This window comes from Hyphomicrobium sp. MC8b (assembly GCF_905067615.1).
In the GTDB taxonomy this organism is placed as follows: domain Bacteria; phylum Pseudomonadota; class Alphaproteobacteria; order Rhizobiales; family Hyphomicrobiaceae; genus Hyphomicrobium_B.
Map to the genome: position 1 here is coordinate 1,422,048 of NZ_LR898465.1, position 18,896 is coordinate 1,440,943.

The following is an 18,896-nucleotide window of genomic DNA, read 5'->3' on the forward strand; positions in this document are numbered from 1 at the left end:
TTTGTCGGCGTGCACGGCGAAAACGCCATCACGGCAAAATGGGGAGCCGACGCGCCGCGTCAAGCCTCACCTGCATCGGCGCGCAATTTCCTTCGCGAGTTCTTTCGAGACTTCACGGGACAGCATCGCGCCGCGCGCGACCTGAGTTGACGTAATCCCGACATAGGCGCCTCCCGTCAACACGGTTGGCCCACGGTCTGCCTCTTCTTTGCCGTGTTGCAACTCGGCGCAGGAGAGTTCCTTGCGCTTCTTGCTGAGGGCCATGAGGCGTACGCCGGATGCGTATTCGTGGGGACCTGCGGGCTGATTGATCCAAGAGCGGGTCGAATCCGCCATGTAGGAATCGTAGACCATCTTGCGTTGGCTGATGCAGACGTGGCTGTCATCAACACATTTCAGGCCGCGCGCCGGATCGCCGAGAGCGGCCTGGTTGCCCGCGCAGCCGCCAACGGCCAACGACGCCAAGACGAGCATCAAGGCGGTACGCGGCTTTTCGGGGCGCTGCACAGTCGGCGGGCTTCGCAAGATATATTCCGTTGTCGTTGCCCCCTGCGGGTAGAAAGTCAGCGTGGCAGGCTCGTGGCAGAGGGCAGTCTAAGATGTGACCCTTGCCAAGCCACTAGCGGGATTCGCTGTGAAACGGCATCACTTGGTCCACAAGTTCGATCGGAAGGAACATTCGATGCCACATTCGGTCCGCGTGCATTCTATCGGAGGTCCCGAGGCTCTTGTTTACGAAGAAGTCGCAATGCCGGTCCCGGGACGAGGCGAGGTGCTTCTTCGTCAGCACGCCATCGGCGTCAATTTCATCGATATCTATCATCGGAGTGGTCTCTACAAGCTTCCTGAATATCCGATGACGATCGGCTCGGAAGGCGCGGGCGAGGTGATCGCCTTGGGGCCCGAAGTGGCGCGATTGAAGGTCGGCGATCGTGTCGCCTATGCGGGGGCGATCGGCGGCTACGCGGAGGTGCGCACCGTGCGGGCCGACCGCCTCGTCAAAATTCCGGACGGGATCGACTACGAGACGGCAGCGGGGATGCTGCTTCGAGGGATGACGGTACGTTGCCTGCTGCGCGACGTCTATCGGGTCGATGCAAGCACGACACTGTTGTTTCACGCTGCGGCAGGAGGCGTCGGCCTCATCGCCTGCCAATGGGTTCGATCGCTCGGCGCGACGATGATCGGCACGGTGGGCAGCGATGAGAAAGCGGAACTGGCCCGCGAAAACGGCTGTACGCACGTGATCAACACCGCCCGCGAAGACTTCGTCGAGCGCGTTCGAGAGTTAACGGCGGGAAAGGGATGCGACGTCGTTTACGATTCCATCGGCAAGGATACGTTCCCGCGATCACTCGATTGCCTCAGGCCGAGAGGCTTGTGGGCCTCGTTCGGCAATGCGTCGGGACCGGTACCCCCTTTTGAGCTCACGGCGCTTAAAGGTTCGCTGTTCGCCACGCGACCGTCGATTTTAGCCTATACGGCGACAACTCAGGATTTGGAAGAAAACGCCGCAGACGTATTCGAGATGGTGCTGAGCGGAAAAATTCGGATCTCGATCAACCATCGATATCCGCTCGCTCGTGCTGCCGATGCTCATCGCGATCTTGAGGCTCGAAGAACGACGGGCTCGGTCATTCTCGTTCCCTGAGGAGGAAGATGCTGGACGATCTCGAAGACGAGCCGATCATTCTCTATTTCTGGACGACGCCGAATGGATATAAAATTTCGATTATGCTCGAAGAACTCGGCGTGCCGTATGACGTGCGGTTTGTCGATCTGACCAAGGGCGAGCAGTTCGAGCCGGGGTTTCTCGCTATTTCGCCGAACAACAAGATTCCGGCCATCGTCGATCCCGATGGACCGGACGGCAATCCGCTCGCGATTTTTGAATCGGGCGCCATCCTGCGTCACCTCGCGCGCAAGTTCGATGCGTTTTATCCCGCGAACGAGCGCGTCAAGGCGGACGTGGACGAATGGCTGTTCTGGCAGGTTGGCGGTCTTAGTCCGATGGCGGGACAATACAATCACTTTGCCCACTACGCCCCGGAGAAAATTCCTTACGCGATCAATCGCTATCAGAAAGAGGTCGAGCGGCTGTTTTCGGTGATGAACAAACGGCTCGCCGATAGGCCGTATCTCGCGGGCGAGTATTCGATCGCCGACATCGCGTGTTTTCCATGGATGCACAACTGGAAGACACTCGACCAGGACATCAGCAAGTTTGCGAACCTTGCGCGGTGGATCGCCGATATCGAGGCACGGCCGGCGGTGATCAAAGGTCTTGCAGTCAAGAAGCCCTAAATCTCGTCAGTTCAGATGGCCTGTTACTGCGAGCTTTTTACTCGCTGTCGCCGCGGACGAGGCTGTCAGGATCGACTGTCCGGCCCGTCATGCGTTGGAACGCCATGGCCCCGAGGACTTTGTTCGATTGAACGTGACGAAGGATATCCGGCACGTCGCCGGTCGAGGGCGACGGCTGCTTCAAAGTAGGGCTGTTCCCGGCAAGATCCGACAGGCCGAGATAAGACGGGCGCGCGCCTTCCTGGGCGCAACCCGCGAGCGCCAACAATGCTGTCGCCGCCAGCACGCGGCAGACCATCGCGTGATCCATTATCCCTCATCAAGCCGCCTGGCAGCTTGAACCCTCCTGCTGTCCGGGCACGGTTACGGCCCGGTTATTATGGTTACCAGCATTTCGCTGAACCCCATCTGAACGCCGTTGCGCCCCGTTCGCGTAACCGGCCGTCAGAGGGCTTTTTTCAAGCATGGTTAGCAAATGATGGCAACCCGGCTTAACGCCCTGTCACCGACCGTAATGTTGTGGAAAAAATGGGTCACCGCGTGACGGCGCATAACTCGAAATAAAGCAAGTTTACCCGGCATTTACAGTAATTTTGTGCGGGTTTTTACGAGATTTCATCCAAGGACTGAGATTGTTCGATTGCGCCTTATGTCAGCGATTTGAAGGCGCACGTAACAGGCCGTGCTTCGACATCAAGTCCGTTTGGGCGGTCAGGTTTAGGAGTATTCAGTTATGGCACGTGTGGACGTGTTGTTCCGCCAGACTGCGGAGTACGCCGCTCAAGGTGAGCAGTCGGACGCTCTTTTCGAACTCGGTCTCAGCTATTGCTCGGGACGTGACGGAGTGATCGATCTCGTTCAGGCTCATAAGTGGTTCAACATCGCAGCGATCCGCGGCAACGACGATGCAAAGCGCTATCGGTCGGAACTTGCTGGCGACATGAGCAAGGCCGAGATCATGCGGGCGCAGCGGTTGGCGCGCGAGTGGTTGGCTTCAGTGCACTGAGGCCATTTCACGGGCGCCGTGCGCAGCCACTATGATCGGCTTCAGCACTTTGAGAAAAACGACGAGAGGCATTTCCACGAGCTCTTGGCGGCGCCGCCGACGGCAGAGCCAGCTTTTTCGAGCGCCGTGCTTGCGGATTTTGCGGCTTCGCCAGCAGTTTTTTGTGTCTGGCTGAGGCCGTTGCTCGCCGACAGGCCGCTTTTTTCCACCATTTCCTGCACCGTCTTCGGCGGCGCTTCCTGGGCGGGCGCTTCCTCTACAGGCGGCTTGGGCGGTACGCCTGCGGCGCCATCCGGGGCGACCGGCGGGGTAGCGGCTGCGTCTTGGGTCTGTAAGCTGGAGTGATCCTGCTTCGCTGCGGGAACGTCGCCCGGTGGAGCGCCATCGTCGCCGCCATTGAGGAAAGCCGGAATCGGCAAGTTCCGGCGCTCGCCAGGGCAGGGCGCAGTCACGTTACGATCGATCGCGCAACTTGCATGCGAGCCAGCTTTAGCGAGGCTCGTGATGCAATAGAATTTCGATACGGTGTCGAGTGTCGGGTTCGAAGTGTTGCCTACAACGCAAGCGTAGTTCGCGTCGGGGCCGGTGCATTTGACGCAGAGTTCCGTCGCCCCCGCCGATGCTGCGGCTGAAAGCGCCAGGAGGGCCATGCCCGTCAGAAAATATGGCCGATAATTCACAGCCAGTACCCGTTTCGATGGAGCAATATTGCTCCCAAGAGACTAGGACGACTTTGCGGCAGTAGCCAGACAAGGCCGTATCCTTTTGCTGCTTCATCCAACGCGTCTTGCATTGCCGTGGCGTGCCCTCTATAGGGGGCCATTGCCCATTGATTTGGGGAGACGTGGCCGAGTGGCTGAAGGCAACGGTTTGCTAAATCGTCATACGCTTTAAAGGCGTATCGAGGGTTCGAATCCCTCCGTCTCCGCCAACGCTCGCAAAATAAACGCTCCGAAAGCCCAGCAATTGCGATAATTCTTGTGCAAACAAGGGTTCGTGATAGGCTTTGGTGTCTGACGAATGGTCTGACATATCGGGCGCTGGCAAGCTGAAGGAGTTCCGCCATGGGGCGTCGACGCGAGGACGCAAGACCGCTCCGCAGGAGGGGGTACTGGTATCTGTCGCGGCGGGTGCCGCTTGAGTTCGAGGCGGTCGACAAGCGGGGCACGGTGTATGTCGCGACGGGGATCAGGCTCGCGGACGATCCGCGCGGTCACCGGGCGCGCGGCGTTGTTGAAAAGCTCGATGCCGAGCTGCAGCGTTTTTGGGAGCTGAGCAAGGCGGGGCGGAACGTGGCCGTCGAAGAGCGCTATGCGCGGGTGCGGGCGGCGGCGCAGGGTATGGGGTTTTTATACGTGGAGGCGGAGGAGGCGGGAAGCCAGCTGCCGCTGGATAACGTGCTGAAGCGGTTCGAGACGCTGCGGCGCAAGGACAAGGCGGACGATGCGGACCATGTCGCGGCGGTGCTGGGCGGCGTGAAGAAGCCAAAGCTGATGGTGAGCGGCATGGCGGCGGAGTTCGAGCGCATCATGGCGGTCTCGATCAAGAAGAAATCGGAACGGCAGCGGAAGAAGTGGACGGTCGAGCGGCAGAGCGCGCAGGCGCGCTTTATCGAGGCGCTGGGAGAGGACAAGGTGCTGGCGGAGTTGACGCGCGCCGACGCGCTGACGTTGCGGTCGTTCTGGGAAGGCAAGATCCTCGCCGGGGGAATCGAGATCGAGACGGCGAACAAATATATCGGCCGGGTGAGCAGCATGTACCGGACGATCAGCGATTACCTGCAGCTGGACCTGCCGCCGATATTTGCAAGGCTGCGAATCCCCGGCGGCGTGAAGAAGCGGCGTGTGGCGTTCGCGCCGGCGCTCGTGCAGAAGCGGGTCCTCGCTGAGGGGATGTTCGATGAGCTGAACGAGGAAGCGCGCCGGGTCATTTATCTCGTGGTCGAGACCGGGCTGCGGCTGTCGGAAGCGTGCAATCTGAATGCGAAGACGATCAGGCTGAATGATCCGGTGCCGCACGTCCGGGTGCGCGCCGACGAGCGGGAGATGAAGACGGAGCAGTCGGAGCGGGATATTCCGCTGGTGGGCGTGGCGCTCAAGGCCATGCGGGCGCAGCCGGACGGGTTCCCGCGCTATCGGGACAAGGCGGATTCGCTATCGGCGCTGGTGAACCAGGCGATGACGGCAAGAGGGCTTCGCGGCGAGGACGGGCAGTCGCTTTATTCGCTGCGGCACACGTTCGAGGACCGGCTGACGGCGGTGGAAGCGCCGGAGAAGGTGACGGCGTCGCTGATGGGGCATAAATGGTATCGTCCGCTCTATGGCGAGGGACCTTCGCTGGCGCAGAAGCGGGAATGGCTTTTGAAGATCGCGTTCAAGGCGCCGCGCAGGATTTAGGCGCGGGGGCCCTGGCGGGGCGGCGCAAGCGCCGGACGGGCTGTTCCGGAGCCGCGCTGCGGCGGCGCTGCGGCGATGGGTTTCGCATGATCTTCGAGAATGCGGCGGGCGCGCGCGGCGGGATCGTCGGCGCGCGCGGCAGCGAGTTCTTTTTCGAGGCGGTTGATGTAGGGGGCGTAGACGTCGCCGTGGCGCAGAACGATGTAAGCCGCGAGGACGAGGGCCCGCTCGATGCGGGCGATGTGCTCCTCGCGGGCGCGGTCGCGGGGTGCAGGGATAATGACAGGATGTGCGGCCGGGCGTTTCATACGGATGATATGGCGCAGGCGCAGGCGTTTGTGCTGGTCATTGTCTGGCCAGAAGCGCCATGCGTGCGGCCTAGGCGCAGCGGCAGCCACAGGCGCGCCCCGGCAAGCCCCTTTGGCAGGTGAAGGCAAGCGGTAACGGCTCGGCAAGAGTCTGCGGCTGGAATCGGGAAAACAAAAAAAGGGAAGGAAGAAAGGATGAAAGAAGGAAAAGGATAGGGGAGGGCAAAAACGGCGGGAATCGCCTGAATGCGGCGAGTCGCGGCGAGTGCGTTGCAGCTTGCGCCTACCAGGTCGGCCCCTATTGCAGCGTGCGCCTACCGGGTGATGGCAGCTGTAGGCGGGGCAAATAGCGCGGTTGCACCGCGCGCCTACTGCAAAAGCGAAGCGCTGCACCGTCCGCCTACCGGGCTTGACAGGGGAGACGGGGGGTATCGCAGGCGGCGAAAACGGTATCTGCAGCGTGCGCCTACCTGTTTGAGCACCGTGCGCCTCCTTGAGAATCGGGGGTATTGCATCGCCCGCCTACCATCGCATTCAGGTGAATACCGGGGTATTGCACCGTCTGCCTACCGGGGCGTGTCGGCGCGCTCGAGCAGCGGGGCGGGGGCGGCGAGCTTGCCGCGCGCGTCGCTGGCGCGGGCATTGGCGGCTTTGATGCCGGTGACGAAATCGGGATGAGGGGTGAGGGTGTAGAGGACGTCGGCGATGGCGCGGCCGTTGTGGCGCTTGTCGGCGGTATAGCTGAGAAGAACCTTGGACTCGGCGAGCTCGTCGAGCGCGCGCTGGACTGTGTCGATATTGGAGGAAGGGCGTGCGTGGTGGAGGAGGCCGCTGTCGCGCTGGATGGTCGAGAAGAGCATCTTGTAGGGGTGCATAAGAGAAGCGTTGGTGTATTCGTGGCTCATGCGCTTATGCAGCCAGCGGGCGAGCTGCGAGGATAAGGACATGAGGACGCCGTAGTTGAACTGGCGGTAGGAGAGGTTGTTGACGCTGACGCTGACCAGGCCCGGCAGGCGCGCGGCCCACATGGCGTTCGGGTCGTCGAGATAATCGGAACGGGTAACGCGCGTGAGATCGTTGAGGATCGGGTTGGTGTAGACGGTCTTGCGGCGGTTGTTGCCTTCGATCGACACGTCGAGAACGGTCTTGGAGAGGATTTCGAGCGAGCGTTTGATTTCGGGTATCGAGCGCGTCTTGCCGCGGCTCGCGAGCTCCTTGCGGATGGCGTGCAGGGTGAACCTGACCCAGCTCTCGCCCTTGGCGGCGTCGTGGATGCCGTAGGCATGATCGGAGAAGATTTTCTTGATGACTTCCTCGACGATTTCCTCGTCGGCGCTGGGGTAGAAGTCGACATAGCCGGATTCGGTTTCGATGCTGGCGGGCTGCAGCTTGATCGTGCAGGAGAAGGTCGGGTTATCGGCTTTCGGCGCGGGGTGATATTCAAAGACGCGCTTATAGACGGGAAGGCGTCCGCTTTTATCGCGCATTTGCGATTGAATACGCGGCGTCACGGAATATTTGGGAATGGCATCCCATAGCTCGATCGTATTGGAAAGATCGCGGGGATTTCCGAAAAACGTCGCGAATAAATCATATTGCGCGGTCTTTGCGGGCGCGGGCGGCAAACGCTGCGCGGGAAGGCGCGCGGTTATGATTTTATCCGGGAGATTCGTCATATCTGAATCGTGCCCGAGCGGCGGATGATCGGTCAATTGAAAGCTGAAAAGTTATCCGCAAGCAGGATTCGGTTATTCGATGGCGCGCGCAAAATGGAGGGGAGGATCGGCGTTCTGTCGGATAAGTTTTGTATTGCTATGTAAAACAAGAAAGCAATGTACCGCTGTTGATTGCGGAATTATAATTCATGGTATTTTGATATGGGATTTTTTCGTTGGAAGTGAATAGGGGAATTTGTGCATTTCGGCGTAGGCATTTACAGGGTTCTGAGAGTCGTTGTTTTTTTCGTGACATTGTGCGCCGCGCCGGTTGTGCGAGCGGATTGCACGGATCCCGATCTTTTGGAAGGCGCTATCGTTTTTAACGCGGACTATAACGTTCTGCAGGTGTGCACGGGAACAGATTGGGTTGCGCTCGGGCCATCGAATCCGGGAGCGGGTGATGGCGGCTGCGTTGATCCGCCCGGCATCGCCGGGCGCGTGATATATAATGGAGATGTTCGCGTTCCGCAGTATTGCGATGGCGAGAACTGGGTTGCGATGGGCCGAGAGGGTGTGGAGGGCGGCAACTTTGTCAGCGTCGATCTCGGGGAGAGTTTTGCGTGCGCGCTGAACGCTACGGGCGAGGCGTGGTGCTGGGGCAAGAACAATGCGGGGCAGCTTGGCAACGGCTCATCCGGGCCTGCTACCGACAATCCGGTGCCGGTGAAAGTCTCCGGCGACCACATATTCGTGAAGCTTTCTGTTTCGCATGAAGGCGCTTGCGCGATTGACGATGCGGGCAAAGGCTGGTGCTGGGGTGCGAACGGGCACGGGCAAGTCGGTGATGGCACCACAAACAACGTCCGCAATACGCCGACCGCTGTAGCGGGCGACCACACGGTGATCGATATCGTGACGGGGAGTTGTCTGCTTGACAGCGCCGGGGCCGCTTGGTGCTGGGGAGCAAATGACTACGGACAGCTCGGCAATGGCACGTCCGGACCGGGCACGAACAGCGCCGTGCCCGTGGCGGTTTCCGGGGGGCATGTATTTGTCAGTCTTGCCCAGCATGCGATGTATTGGGCGGCAAATTGCGGGATTAAAGCCGACGGCAGCGCGTGGTGCTGGGGACGCGGCAATGACGGCAATTTCGGCGACGGAACGAATACGAATAGCAGCGTGCCGGTGGCCGCGGGGATCGGGCAGAGTTGGCAAGCGCTGAAGTCCGGCCAGCAGCATACCTGCGGTGTTACCACCACGGGCGCAGGCTATTGCTGGGGTTACGATGCTTCCGGGAAAGTCGGCAACGGTCCGGCTCCGGGTGGGAATTTGCCGCTCGCGGTATCAGGTAGCCATGTGTTCGCCGCAGTAAGTGCCGGATGGAACGGCGGTTGCGGGCTCGACAGCGGCGGTGAAGTCTGGTGCTGGGGAGATAACGGCTACGGCCAGCTCGGAGACGGTACGACCATCAATGCGAATGCTCCCGTGCTGGCGCAGGCGGGGAGCAATTTCACGGACGTCGATACCGACGGTAACTTCGTGTGCGGTGTGACGGATAAAGGTGCCGTGCGCTGCTGGGGCGCTAATGAGGCCGGGCAGCTCGGTACGAATGCCGTGGGTTGGGAAATCGAACCTGTGGCTGTTGCCGGCGGTCATGTGTTCACGAGCCTCGTGTCGCAGACCTATACGACATGCGCTCTGAAGATAAACGGGGAAGCGTGGTGCTGGGGTGACAATGCCGTAGGTGGCGCGGGGCAGTCAGACGGTAGCGCGTTCTACAGCCCGGCGCAGGTGGTGGGAGGTCATGTTTTTACGGCTCTCGACGCGAACCCGGGTATGCGGCGCGGCTGCGGGCTGGACAATACGGGCAAGACCTGGTGCTGGGGATGGGTGCCGGCCGACCGTTCATACGGGCAAACTTTCACGTCGATCGCGGGGGGTGAGGGAAGCGATAAGCCGTCGTGCGGTCTCAAGGCAGACGGGAGCGCGTGGTGCCTAGGCACGAACGGGGCAGGCCAGCTCGGCGACGGTACGACGGTCGACAGTACTGGGGCCTATGTCGCGGTTACGGGCGGGCATGTGTTCACATCGCTCGCCGGGTCAGGCACGGCCGTTTGCGGACTTGAAAGCGATGGGAGCGCCTGGTGCTGGGGGCAAAATAACTACGGCCAGCTCGGCAACAACAATATCGGGGTGAACAGCAGCGCGCCGGCGGCGGTCAGCGGCGGTCATCAATTTAGCAAGTTGTCCGGCGGCGGGAGCGCGGTATGCGGGGTCGCCACGGACAGCGCGCTTTGGTGCTGGGGATATGGCGCTTTCGGGGCGCTTGGGAACGGCGCGACGGCGACGAGCGCGATCCCTGTGCGTGTCGGCACGGCTGGAACCGGGACGCTGTTCAGCGACTGGACGGATGTCAGCATCGTCGGGCACAGCTCGCTCGGAGCGCACGGCTGCGGGCTACGCGCGGACGAGTCTATGTGGTGTTGGGGTGACAATGTCTATGGCCAGCTTGGCGATGGAACGACGACGAGCAGCAATGTGCCGGTTGAGGTTACAGGTGATCATAGTTTCGTTGCGGTTTCGGCGGCGGGCGGAGGCCGGGAAGGATTCACTTGCGGTCTCGACGACGAGGGAGCGGCGTGGTGCTGGGGACATAAAACCCGGGGGCAGCTCGGCAGTGGAGCGCAGCAAAGCGAAGAGCCTGTTTCTGTCTGGTGCAGCGGCCCCGCCGGAGGGCCGGGAGCGCTTTTTTATAATGGCGATATTCACGTTCTTCAATATTGCAATGGCGGAGCATGGGTTCACGCGGGGCAGTGAAATGGCCGGAGCCTAAGCGCATCTTATTGTTGCAATATATCGAATACGGTCGCTAAGCCTATGTAAAACAATAAAGTAATGGATTGTTATTAATTGTGGCATTAAAATATTAATTGTTGGGTAATTTCCCATTTATATCACAAATGGAATAAACTTTTGATGCGCGCAAGCCGTTTTTATATTGTCCTGTTTTGTTGTTTGGCGGCTATCGCGCCCGGACGCGTTTTCGCGTCGGGAGGGACGTGCTTTAAGAACTGGACGGCAACCCAAAGCGTACGCGATTGGCGCGGGCTTGGGTCATCGGCAGATGGCAGGAAGCTCGCTGCAGCGGCTTTCGGCGGACGGATATATACGTCGGCGGACAGCGGGGCGAGCTGGTCGGCGCGCGAGAGTAACCGGCAGTGGGTGAATGTTGCGTCGTCCTCAGACGGGGTGAAGCTCGCGGCGATTGATGACGGAGGCCGGATCTATATCTCGGGAGACAGCGGTGCAACATGGACGGCGCGCGCCGCGAAGCGGAAATGGGCAGACATTGCTTCGTCCGCTGATGGGACGAAGCTTGTCGCGGCGGTGGCTAACAGCGGGCGGCTTTATACCTCGGCCGACAGCGGTGTTACCTGGAAGGCGCGCGCGAGCAATCGCGAGTGGGCCGCGGTCACGTCTTCAGCTGACGGTACAAAACTCGCGGCGGCTGTTTTCGGGGGACGGCTTTACACATCGTCAGACAGCGGGGTGACATGGCGGGCGGCCGAGAGTGAGCGGAATTGGCGGTACGTTGCGTCTTCAGCGGATGGCACGAAGCTGGCTGCAACGGATCATGGAGGGTTCATTTATACTTCAGTCGATAGCGGTGTGAGCTGGACGGCACGGACAGGAGGCGGCGCGCGCTATTGGAACGGCATTGCCGTTTCGGATGACGGCGGGACAATCGTCGCAGGCGTTGGAGCCGTGGATGGAAGGCAGGCAGGGCAGCTTTATTTTTCGAGGGACGGCGGGTCGGCCTGGTCTGCGAGAGAATTCGACCGAGTCTGGACGGATATTGTCGTGTCCGCGGACGGAGGGACGGTCGCGGCGGTAGCGAGCGGTGGGCAGCTTTATACATCGCAGTGCGCGGGTAGCGGCGCGGCTCGCTGTACGGAGGATAATGGCGGGGCGTGCGGTGTCGATGCGGAGCGCGATAGCGGTGGCCCGCAGGACGTTGCGGCAAATGTCGGCGACGCCGGGACGGGACAGGCCGGGTGCACGACGATCGGGAGTGTGTGCCGGGACGGCACGGTGTATGCGGGGCGGCATCCACACACGCAGGTTCAACTTTTCATTCCGTCGACCAATCAAGGGACGACGATGCAGTGGAAGACGTCAGCCGGCGCAAACGATATCGCGACGGATTCGGTCACCGACGGGCGCGTGAATAGCGATCAGGTGGCGAACAGCGCGACGTTCCCTGCTTTCAAATTATGTAAGGATCTAAGGGCCGGCGGGCATAGCGATTGGTACGTGCCGAGCCAGCTAGAGATGTATCATTTAATGGTTACGCGAGCGGCGCTTGTGGCGGGCGGCAAGGTCACCGATTTTCTGGACGGGAATTATTATTGGACGTCTACGGAGCAGGATAATGGCGCCGTACGGTATCAGGGATTCCCCGACGGCAACCACGTCTCTGCGAAGAACGCTGCTATTCGGCTGAGGTGCATGAGGCGATGAGGAGTTCAGGTATTGGGTTAGTTTGGTGAAAGCGGAAGAAGAATAATTGTTATGAGCGTAAGGCGTTTTTGGATTGTCTGGTTTTGTTGTCTCGCGGCGATTTGGTCCGCGGGCGCTTTCGCGGCGGATTGTGTTGACCCGCCGGCGCCGGAAGCGGTGATGGTCTATAATCAGGACGAGAATGTTTTCCAGTATTGCAACGGTTCGGACTGGATCGCGATCGGCGAGCTGAATCCCGGCGCGGGCGGCGCGGGTTGCTCGAGCCCGACGGCGCCGGAAAGCGTGATGGTCTATAACTACGATTATCACGTTCTTCAATATTGCGACGGCGACGACTGGATCGCGATGGGGTATGGCGGGGCGAGCGGTGTAGCCGCAGAACAGATCAGCGTCCTTACTACCGGCACGACATGGACCGTGCCTGCTGACTGGAACTCCGCCAACAACACGATTCACATCTTTGGGGCCGGTGGCGGCGGAGAGCGTGACGCCGGCGCCGGTGGCGGCGGTGGCGAATATCGCAAGCTTATCAATTTTAGCGTAACGCCCGGGGACAATATTTCATACTCCATCGGGGCTGGCGGCATCGGGGGAATTAGCGGCACATCTGATGCGACCGACGGCGGCAACACAACATTCAATTCAAACGCCGTGATCGCCATCGGTGGCAAGCGCGCATTTAACTATGGTGATGGGGGTGCCGGAGGTGCCGGTGGCACAGGCGGCGCAGGCAGCATACCCGGCGGGAGCGGCGGCAATAACGATTGGGGCAAAGGCGGTGGGGCGGGCGGCCCGAATGGTGCGGGTGCGAGTGGTTCACCAGGTGCTGACGCATCTGCTCCCGGCACAAACGGAACGGAAATCGGCGGGCTGTATGGCGCCGGAGGCGGCGGGCTCGGAGGCGCGCCCGTCGGAGGGGCCGGCGGGTCTTTTGGCGGCGGCGGCGGCGGCGGCGCTGCAAACGGGGGCATGGGGGGATCCGGCGGAATCGTCATCGTCTATACGCCCGCAGGATTCGGCAGCGGCGGCGCGCCCGACTGCACAGACGATGCTACGGCGACGTGTACGCTGGACGCGGATCGCGACAGTGGCGATCCTCAACTCGTTGCTGGGAATATAGCGGACGGCGTGAATATTTTAGGGGTCACCGGGACGCTGGCGGGGGGGCTGTCGGGGCCGGCGGGGTGTGCGACTATCGGAGCGCTTTGCGCGGACGGCACGGTGTTTGCGGGCTTTCATCCGGTTACGCAGGAACAGTTGTTTATTCCCACCACCGATCAAGGCACGACAAGCACATGGAAAACATCGGCCGGCACGAACGATATCGCCACTGATTCAACCTATGACGGGTGGGCGAACAGCAATCAGGTGCCGAACAGTACGGCGTTCCCGGCGTTTAAACTCTGCAAGGATTTAGGAACGGGCGGTCATAGCGACTGGTATCTGCCCGGGCGTTTTGAGATGTATTATTTGTGGGGTGTGCATGAAATGATCGAAGCAGGAGGCAACATAACTAATTTTCAGGACTTCTCTTACTGGTCGTCTTCGGAAAATAACAATAACGTTTCGTCGATCCAGGATTTCGCCAGTGGGGGCCAGAGCGGCAATGGTAAGACTGCACCGTTGCGGGTGAGGTGTATGAGACGGTGAGGCGTACTGGCTGTATTTCGAATGTTTGCGGTTGGTGGTTCGAGTTTTGATTATTGCGTTTACGATTTGATTGCGGTGGAAAGAAAGGTTTTAATGCGTCATGGGTATTTTCTAGCATTTTTCTGTTTCGTGGCGGCGCTCGCGGCGACCTTCAGTGCGGCACGCGCCGACTGCACGCTCACCCAAAACGGCGAGCTGCGGCCGCCGGGGGCGGTGGTTCGCGAGATGGTAACAGGCCATGTGCTCTACTGCGACGATACGCAGTGGAAGGTGCTGGTGACGGGGCCGGCGGAGCCGGCCGCGGCCGATCCGTCGACATTCTCAGTCCCGACCTGTCTACGCCCTTCGCATCCCATCGGGGTGAACGACATCGAGAACACCGCCGGCTGGGATATCCTGGCGGTTACGTTGCCGGCGGGCCCTTTTATTTTTGGCGTGCGCGGGCAAACGACGACGAGCGAACCGGATATTTACGCGTTCACTTTCGATGGAACGGATCTCGATCGTCCTGCGGAGTTCATGTTGCCCGCCGGGGGATCGCAAACAGGAGGGACCGTCGGGAGCGACGGCACATACCTCTACCTCGCCGATGAGGGAACGCGCGTCTACGCTCTGAGCTTCAACGGCACGTCATTTACGAGTATCGCGGCTTACAATGCCGGAGTAACGGTCAGCGGTATTTTGGCCCAGGGCGGGTACATCTATCTCGCGCTTGGCACCACCGGCGTCCGCGCGATGACGTTCAACGGGACGGCGTGGAGCGTGCCGGTCGCGGCGGACACGTACAATACGCCGGGGGTCGCGAACGCGCTCGCGGGCGACGGAACGAACGTGTTCGTTGCTGACGGTGCTTCAGGGGTGCGGGCGCTTAATTTCAACGGCACGGCCTGGAGCTCTCTGGCGACTTTTAGTAATCCGACTGTCCGCATAGCTTCAAACGCGGACGGCAGCAGAATTGCCGCGCTGGGAGACTGGACGCCGAGCTATCTTCTGTCCTTCAACGGTACGAGTTTCACGAATCTGACCCCGGCGTCTTTGTCGTATAGTGGCGTGAGAGCGGTTGTATCCGGCGATTATATTTACATTTCGGACAATGATATCCGCGTTTACGAATATGCGAACGGTGTGGCGAGCATCGTCGGCATGTATCCCGGCGGCGGGAACGGCGTCGAGGGGATCACATCCGACGGCAATTATCTATACGCCATTCAAGGCTTCGGTGCGGTGCAGGCCTTTCCGTTTTGCGGGACAGGGAGCACCGACAATACCCCGGCGACGCCGGTATTTCCCAACCAGACGACGGGTTCGCTTTCGGCTGCTGTCTCGAGCGCCATCGTGCAGATCACTGGGGTCAGCGGCGCGACCGCCGTGTCGATAAGCGGAAGCGGCAGTCCGCAATTTCGTATCTGCCTGGACCCCGGCTGCAATGCGGTGCTGCGCGACTGGAGCGGTTCGGCTTCGAATATATTCATCAACCAGTATCTTCAGCTGCGCGTCACGAGCGCGGCTTCCTACGGCGTCGGCACGGCCGCCACCGTTAGCGTCGGCACCGTCAATGCCGGGTGGACGGTGACGACGGACGAGCCGTGCACGGCGCCCGCCGATAACTTTATTTCGGTCGGCACAACGACGACAAGCGTTCCGTCGGGCTGCGCGAAGGCGACGATCGAGGCATGGGGCGCGGGCGGCGGCGGCGGGTTCGGCGCGACGGCTATCACCGATCGCCGTTCCGGCGGCGGCGGCGGCGGTTCGGGCGTTGCGCGCGGCGGAACGGTTCTCGCGGCGGGCGGCGGCGGCGGCGGCGGATCGGGCGCGGCGGCCGGCACGGATAACGGCGGCGGCGGCGGCGGCTATGTGATCGCAAACAATGTCGCTGTAACGAGCGGCGAGTCGCTGAATATCTATGTCGGCGCGGGCGGCCAGAGCAGCTGCAGCGCCGGGGCGAACGGCGCGGGCGGCGCGTATAACGGCACGGCAGGCGCTGCTGTCGGTGTCGCCGCGGCAAACGTTGCCGCGCCGGGTTTCGGCGGCGGCGGCGGCGCGGTCAACGGCAACGGCGGCAATTCAACCTATGGCGGCGGCGGCGGCAACGCGGGTTCCGGCGCGGGCGGCACGTCGACGTCCGGCGGTGCGGGCGGCGGCACGGGCGCTTCGAACAACGGCGCAGTCGGCGTGCGCGGCACCGGTTTTGGCGGCACGGTCACGAACGGCGTCAACGGCACGGCGGGCGCAGGCGGCGCGGGCGCAACCGGCGGCGGCTTCACGGCCGGCGCGGGCGCTGCGGGCGCGAATTGTGCAAACGTCGGCGGCGATGGACGCGTGCGGGTTACGTGGCTGGATTGAAGACGTGGGAATATGACTTCGATCGAGCTTTTTTTGCGGGAGGCAATAATTGCCGAGCGGAATTAAGGTCGATAAAACGGGGATAAAGCGGCGATCCGTGCGGGGATATAAGCATATGAAAAACAACAAAATAATGGATTATTAGGGATTTGCGCCTTAGAATTGTTAATGATTGGTGATTGGAATTCTATTGCGCTGGAAAGAAGGGTTTTATGCGTTATGTTTTTTTGGTAGTGGCGCTTTGTATCGGCTTGGTTCCGAGGGTGGAAGCAGAGGAAACCGGGCGGCGCGCGGCTGCAGTTGATCGGGTGCAGATCGTCGAGGACGACGAGGCTGGTGAAATTCGGTTTCTTATCGATGGGAAGTTGGCCGCGCGTTTGGATGCGGAGGGATTTCACGTTCCCGGCAAGGTATCGTCGGAGAATTCTTTTGTGCTTCCCGTCATTCGTGACCCCGCAATCGTGCCGGTTAAGCCGGGGAAAGGCGCGCCGTGAAGGGCGCGCGCCGGCTGATAGCGGGAATGGTTCTCGCGGTCGTGCTGGCAGGAGGCCCCGCGTTTGCGGACTGCGATCTGCTGTCGATCGGTGAAACGCGGCCGCCAGGCGCAATCGTTTTCAACGCCAATCATAACGTCGTGCAGTACTGCGCGGGCACGGAGTGGAAGGTGATGGTGCTGAAAAGCGGCGGCGGCAATTCCGGTATCGGGCCGGAATGCCCGCTGATCGATTACGGGCCTACCACAGCCGGTTGGAGCAGCGGGACGATCTGGAGCGACGGCACTTATGTTTTTGCGGCCTCAGGCACCGCCCTCAACGCGGGAAACTGGGATTGGGTCAACTGGGATACCAACGCGAACGGTACCCTCGCGGATACGAGCGCTGTTGGGGTATCGAACGTCAATTATGTCTGGGGCGACAATTCGTATATCTATGTGCTGGACGGCAATTTCATCCGGGCGCTGACATTCGACGGCACAAGCTTCGCGGTGAAGGGCAGCCTCGATATCGGGGGCGGCTCATCGATCTGGAGCAACGGCACAAGCGGCACCCCGATTTTCGTCGCGGGCAATGCAAACGGATTGCGCGCCCTGACATTCAGCGATCCGAACTGGACCCTGGTATCCACGCTCGCCGCCACTTCGGGACGGCAGGTCAAGTATGTATGGGGCAATGGCAGCACGCTGTTTTTCGGCGAAACGGGCTCGCCCGGGAGGATCAGAACCGCGACTTTCGACGGCAGCAGTTTGACTGCCGGGATCAGCTTTCCGGTCCCGGGCTCCGGCGGCGTCTATGGAATATACGGCGACGGAACGTACATCTATACGCTCGGCGGCGGCCTCTCCGCGCTCTCGTACGACGGCTCCAGTTTCAGCCGGATTGCCTTACGGGACCAGGTAATACGGGACGGTGTCGGCAGCCTGGCCGGCAGCGGCGGCTATCTTTACGCTGCGAGCTGGGGCAGAACCCTTATTTACACCTTTGACGGTTCCAGTTTCATTTATAAAGGCAACCTGCCAACAGGGGGCCAGTACACCGGAAGTTATTTTATCAAGAACGGATATGTATTCACGGGGGGCCAAGACGATAGCCCGAAGGGCTTTGCTCTCTGCTCGTCGTCGGGGTATGGCGACAATATTCCCGCAAGCTTCGATTTCACCACGGCGCAGACGCCAAATACGTCGACAGTCACGGCATCGAGCATCCTGAAGATCAGCAGCCTTTCCGTCGCCAACGTCTCGATCACCGGCAGCGGCAACCCACAATACCGCGTGTGCTCGAACATCTCGTGCTCATCGGTCGTCCAGGACTGGACGTCGCTGCCGACGCCGATGCTCGGCAACCAGTATCTCCAGCTCCGCCTTACCAGCTCGTCGAGCATGGATACTGATGTCAGCGCCAGCATCACGGTCGGGACGGCGAGCGACGTATGGACGGTCAGAACCGATATTCCCTGCACGGCGCCCGCCGATAACTTTATTGCCACCGGCACGACGACGACGAGCGTTCCGAGCGGCTGCACCAAAGCGACGATCGAGGCATGGGGCGCGGGCGGCGGCGGCGGGTTCGGCGCGACGGCTATCACCGATCGCCGTTCCGGCGGCGGCGGCGGCGGTTCGGGCGTTGCGCGCGGCGGAACGGTTCTCGCGGCGGGCGGCGGCGGCGGCGGCGGATCGGGCGCGGCGGCCGGCACGGATAACGGCGGCGGCGGCGGCGGCTATGTGATCGCAAACAATGTCGCTGTAACGAGCGGCGAGTCGCTGAATATCTATGTCGGCGCGGGCGGCCAGAGCAGCTGCAGCGCCGGGGCGAACGGCGCGGGCGGCGCGTATAACGGCACGGCAGGCGCTGCTGTCGGTGTCGCCGCGGCAAACGTTGCCGCGCCGGGTTTCGGCGGCGGCGGTGGCGCGGTCAACGGCAACGGCGGTTCGTCCACCTATGGCGGCGGCGGCGGCAACGCGGGTTCCGGCGCAGGCGGCACGTCGACGTCCGGCGGTGCGGGCGGCGGCACGGGCGCTTCGAACAACGGCGCAGTCGGCGTGCGCGGCACCGGTTTTGGCGGCACGGTCACGAACGGCACCAGCGGCACGGCGGGCGCGGGCGGCGCGGGCGCAACCGGCGGCGGCTTCACGGCCGGCGCGGGCGCTGCGGGCGCGAACTGCGCGAATGTCGGCGGCGATGGACGCGTGCGGGTTACGTGGCTGGATTGAAGA

Annotated in this window: 15 protein-coding genes and 1 tRNA gene; 11 read left to right on the top strand and 5 right to left on the bottom strand. The window is 61.5% G+C overall.

Annotated elements, in window-relative coordinates; all coding sequences use genetic code 11:
• Positions 1 to 66: 66 nt before the first annotated feature.
• Positions 67 to 507: a hypothetical protein gene (locus ACLB1Z_RS06905; RefSeq protein WP_409562632.1), complete on the bottom strand. Its 441-nt coding sequence runs from the start codon at positions 505 to 507 to the stop codon at positions 67 to 69.
• A gap of 175 nt (positions 508 to 682) precedes the next feature.
• Between ACLB1Z_RS06905 and ACLB1Z_RS06910 the strand changes: the two genes are divergently transcribed.
• Both ACLB1Z_RS06910 and ACLB1Z_RS06915 read left to right on the top strand, forming a co-directional pair.
• Positions 683 to 1,651, top strand: coding sequence for a quinone oxidoreductase family protein (locus ACLB1Z_RS06910; RefSeq protein WP_409562633.1), 969 nt, complete (start codon positions 683 to 685; stop codon positions 1,649 to 1,651).
• 8 nt (positions 1,652 to 1,659) lie between these two features.
• Entirely contained in the window at positions 1,660 to 2,304 is a 645-nt protein-coding gene (locus tag ACLB1Z_RS06915) for a glutathione S-transferase N-terminal domain-containing protein (protein WP_409562634.1), read from the top strand.
• Positions 2,305 to 2,341: 37 nt separating this feature from the next.
• On the opposite strand, the gene ACLB1Z_RS06920 is transcribed toward ACLB1Z_RS06915, so the two are convergent.
• Positions 2,342 to 2,614 carry a hypothetical protein gene (locus ACLB1Z_RS06920; protein ID WP_409562635.1) on the bottom strand — a complete coding sequence of 91 codons (273 nt, stop codon included), beginning with the start codon at positions 2,612 to 2,614 and terminating at the stop codon, positions 2,342 to 2,344.
• A gap of 423 nt (positions 2,615 to 3,037) precedes the next feature.
• Here ACLB1Z_RS06920 and ACLB1Z_RS06925 point away from each other — a divergent pair, with 423 nt between their 5' ends.
• The gene (locus ACLB1Z_RS06925; RefSeq protein ID WP_013946786.1) at positions 3,038 to 3,310 is read left to right on the top strand and encodes a sel1 repeat family protein; all 273 of its coding nucleotides are present in this window, start codon (positions 3,038 to 3,040) and stop codon (positions 3,308 to 3,310) included.
• 41 nt (positions 3,311 to 3,351) lie between these two features.
• On the opposite strand, the gene ACLB1Z_RS06930 is transcribed toward ACLB1Z_RS06925, so the two are convergent.
• A complete protein-coding gene (locus ACLB1Z_RS06930; RefSeq protein WP_409562636.1) occupies positions 3,352 to 3,990 on the bottom strand; it encodes a hypothetical protein in 639 nt (212 codons plus the stop codon).
• Positions 3,991 to 4,148: 158 nt separating this feature from the next.
• Between ACLB1Z_RS06930 and ACLB1Z_RS06935 the strand changes: the two genes are divergently transcribed.
• Together ACLB1Z_RS06935 and ACLB1Z_RS06940 are read left to right on the top strand one after the other, a co-directional pair.
• Positions 4,149 to 4,241 (top strand) — tRNA-Ser (locus tag ACLB1Z_RS06935).
• Positions 4,242 to 4,374: 133 nt separating this feature from the next.
• Complete coding sequence (locus ACLB1Z_RS06940; protein ID WP_409562637.1) at positions 4,375 to 5,706, top strand: tyrosine-type recombinase/integrase; 1,332 nt, start codon at positions 4,375 to 4,377, stop codon at positions 5,704 to 5,706.
• Here ACLB1Z_RS06940 and ACLB1Z_RS06945 read toward each other — a convergent pair.
• A complete protein-coding gene (locus ACLB1Z_RS06945; protein ID WP_409562638.1) occupies positions 5,703 to 6,014 on the bottom strand; it encodes a hypothetical protein in 312 nt (103 codons plus the stop codon). The two genes, ACLB1Z_RS06940 and ACLB1Z_RS06945, sit on opposite strands and share 4 nt — an antisense overlap.
• Positions 6,015 to 6,580: 566 nt before the next feature.
• Positions 6,581 to 7,525 (bottom strand): hypothetical protein, encoded by a 945-nt coding sequence (locus tag ACLB1Z_RS06950; RefSeq protein WP_409562639.1) that lies wholly within the window; start codon positions 7,523 to 7,525, stop codon positions 6,581 to 6,583.
• Between the two features lie 453 nt (positions 7,526 to 7,978).
• Here ACLB1Z_RS06950 and ACLB1Z_RS06955 point away from each other — a divergent pair, with 453 nt between their 5' ends.
• From ACLB1Z_RS06955 to ACLB1Z_RS06980, 6 genes are all read left to right on the top strand, one after another.
• Positions 7,979 to 10,489, top strand: a complete 2,511-nt coding sequence (locus ACLB1Z_RS06955; RefSeq protein WP_409562640.1) for an RCC1 domain-containing protein — start codon at positions 7,979 to 7,981, stop codon at positions 10,487 to 10,489.
• A 159-nt stretch (positions 10,490 to 10,648) separates the two neighbouring features.
• The gene (locus ACLB1Z_RS06960) at positions 10,649 to 12,193 is read left to right on the top strand and encodes a hypothetical protein (RefSeq protein ID WP_409562641.1); all 1,545 of its coding nucleotides are present in this window, start codon (positions 10,649 to 10,651) and stop codon (positions 12,191 to 12,193) included.
• A gap of 285 nt (positions 12,194 to 12,478) precedes the next feature.
• Complete coding sequence (locus ACLB1Z_RS06965) at positions 12,479 to 13,843, top strand: DUF1566 domain-containing protein (protein ID WP_409562642.1); 1,365 nt, start codon at positions 12,479 to 12,481, stop codon at positions 13,841 to 13,843.
• Between the two features lie 93 nt (positions 13,844 to 13,936).
• Positions 13,937 to 16,186, top strand: coding sequence for a hypothetical protein (locus tag ACLB1Z_RS06970; protein ID WP_409562643.1), 2,250 nt, complete (start codon positions 13,937 to 13,939; stop codon positions 16,184 to 16,186).
• A 212-nt stretch (positions 16,187 to 16,398) separates the two neighbouring features.
• Complete coding sequence (locus ACLB1Z_RS06975; RefSeq protein WP_409562644.1) at positions 16,399 to 16,680, top strand: hypothetical protein; 282 nt, start codon at positions 16,399 to 16,401, stop codon at positions 16,678 to 16,680.
• Positions 16,677 to 18,893, top strand: coding sequence for a hypothetical protein (locus ACLB1Z_RS06980; RefSeq protein ID WP_409562645.1), 2,217 nt, complete (start codon positions 16,677 to 16,679; stop codon positions 18,891 to 18,893). Before ACLB1Z_RS06975 ends, ACLB1Z_RS06980 begins: the two co-directional genes overlap by 4 nt.
• The last annotated feature ends 3 nt before the right edge of the window (positions 18,894 to 18,896 follow it).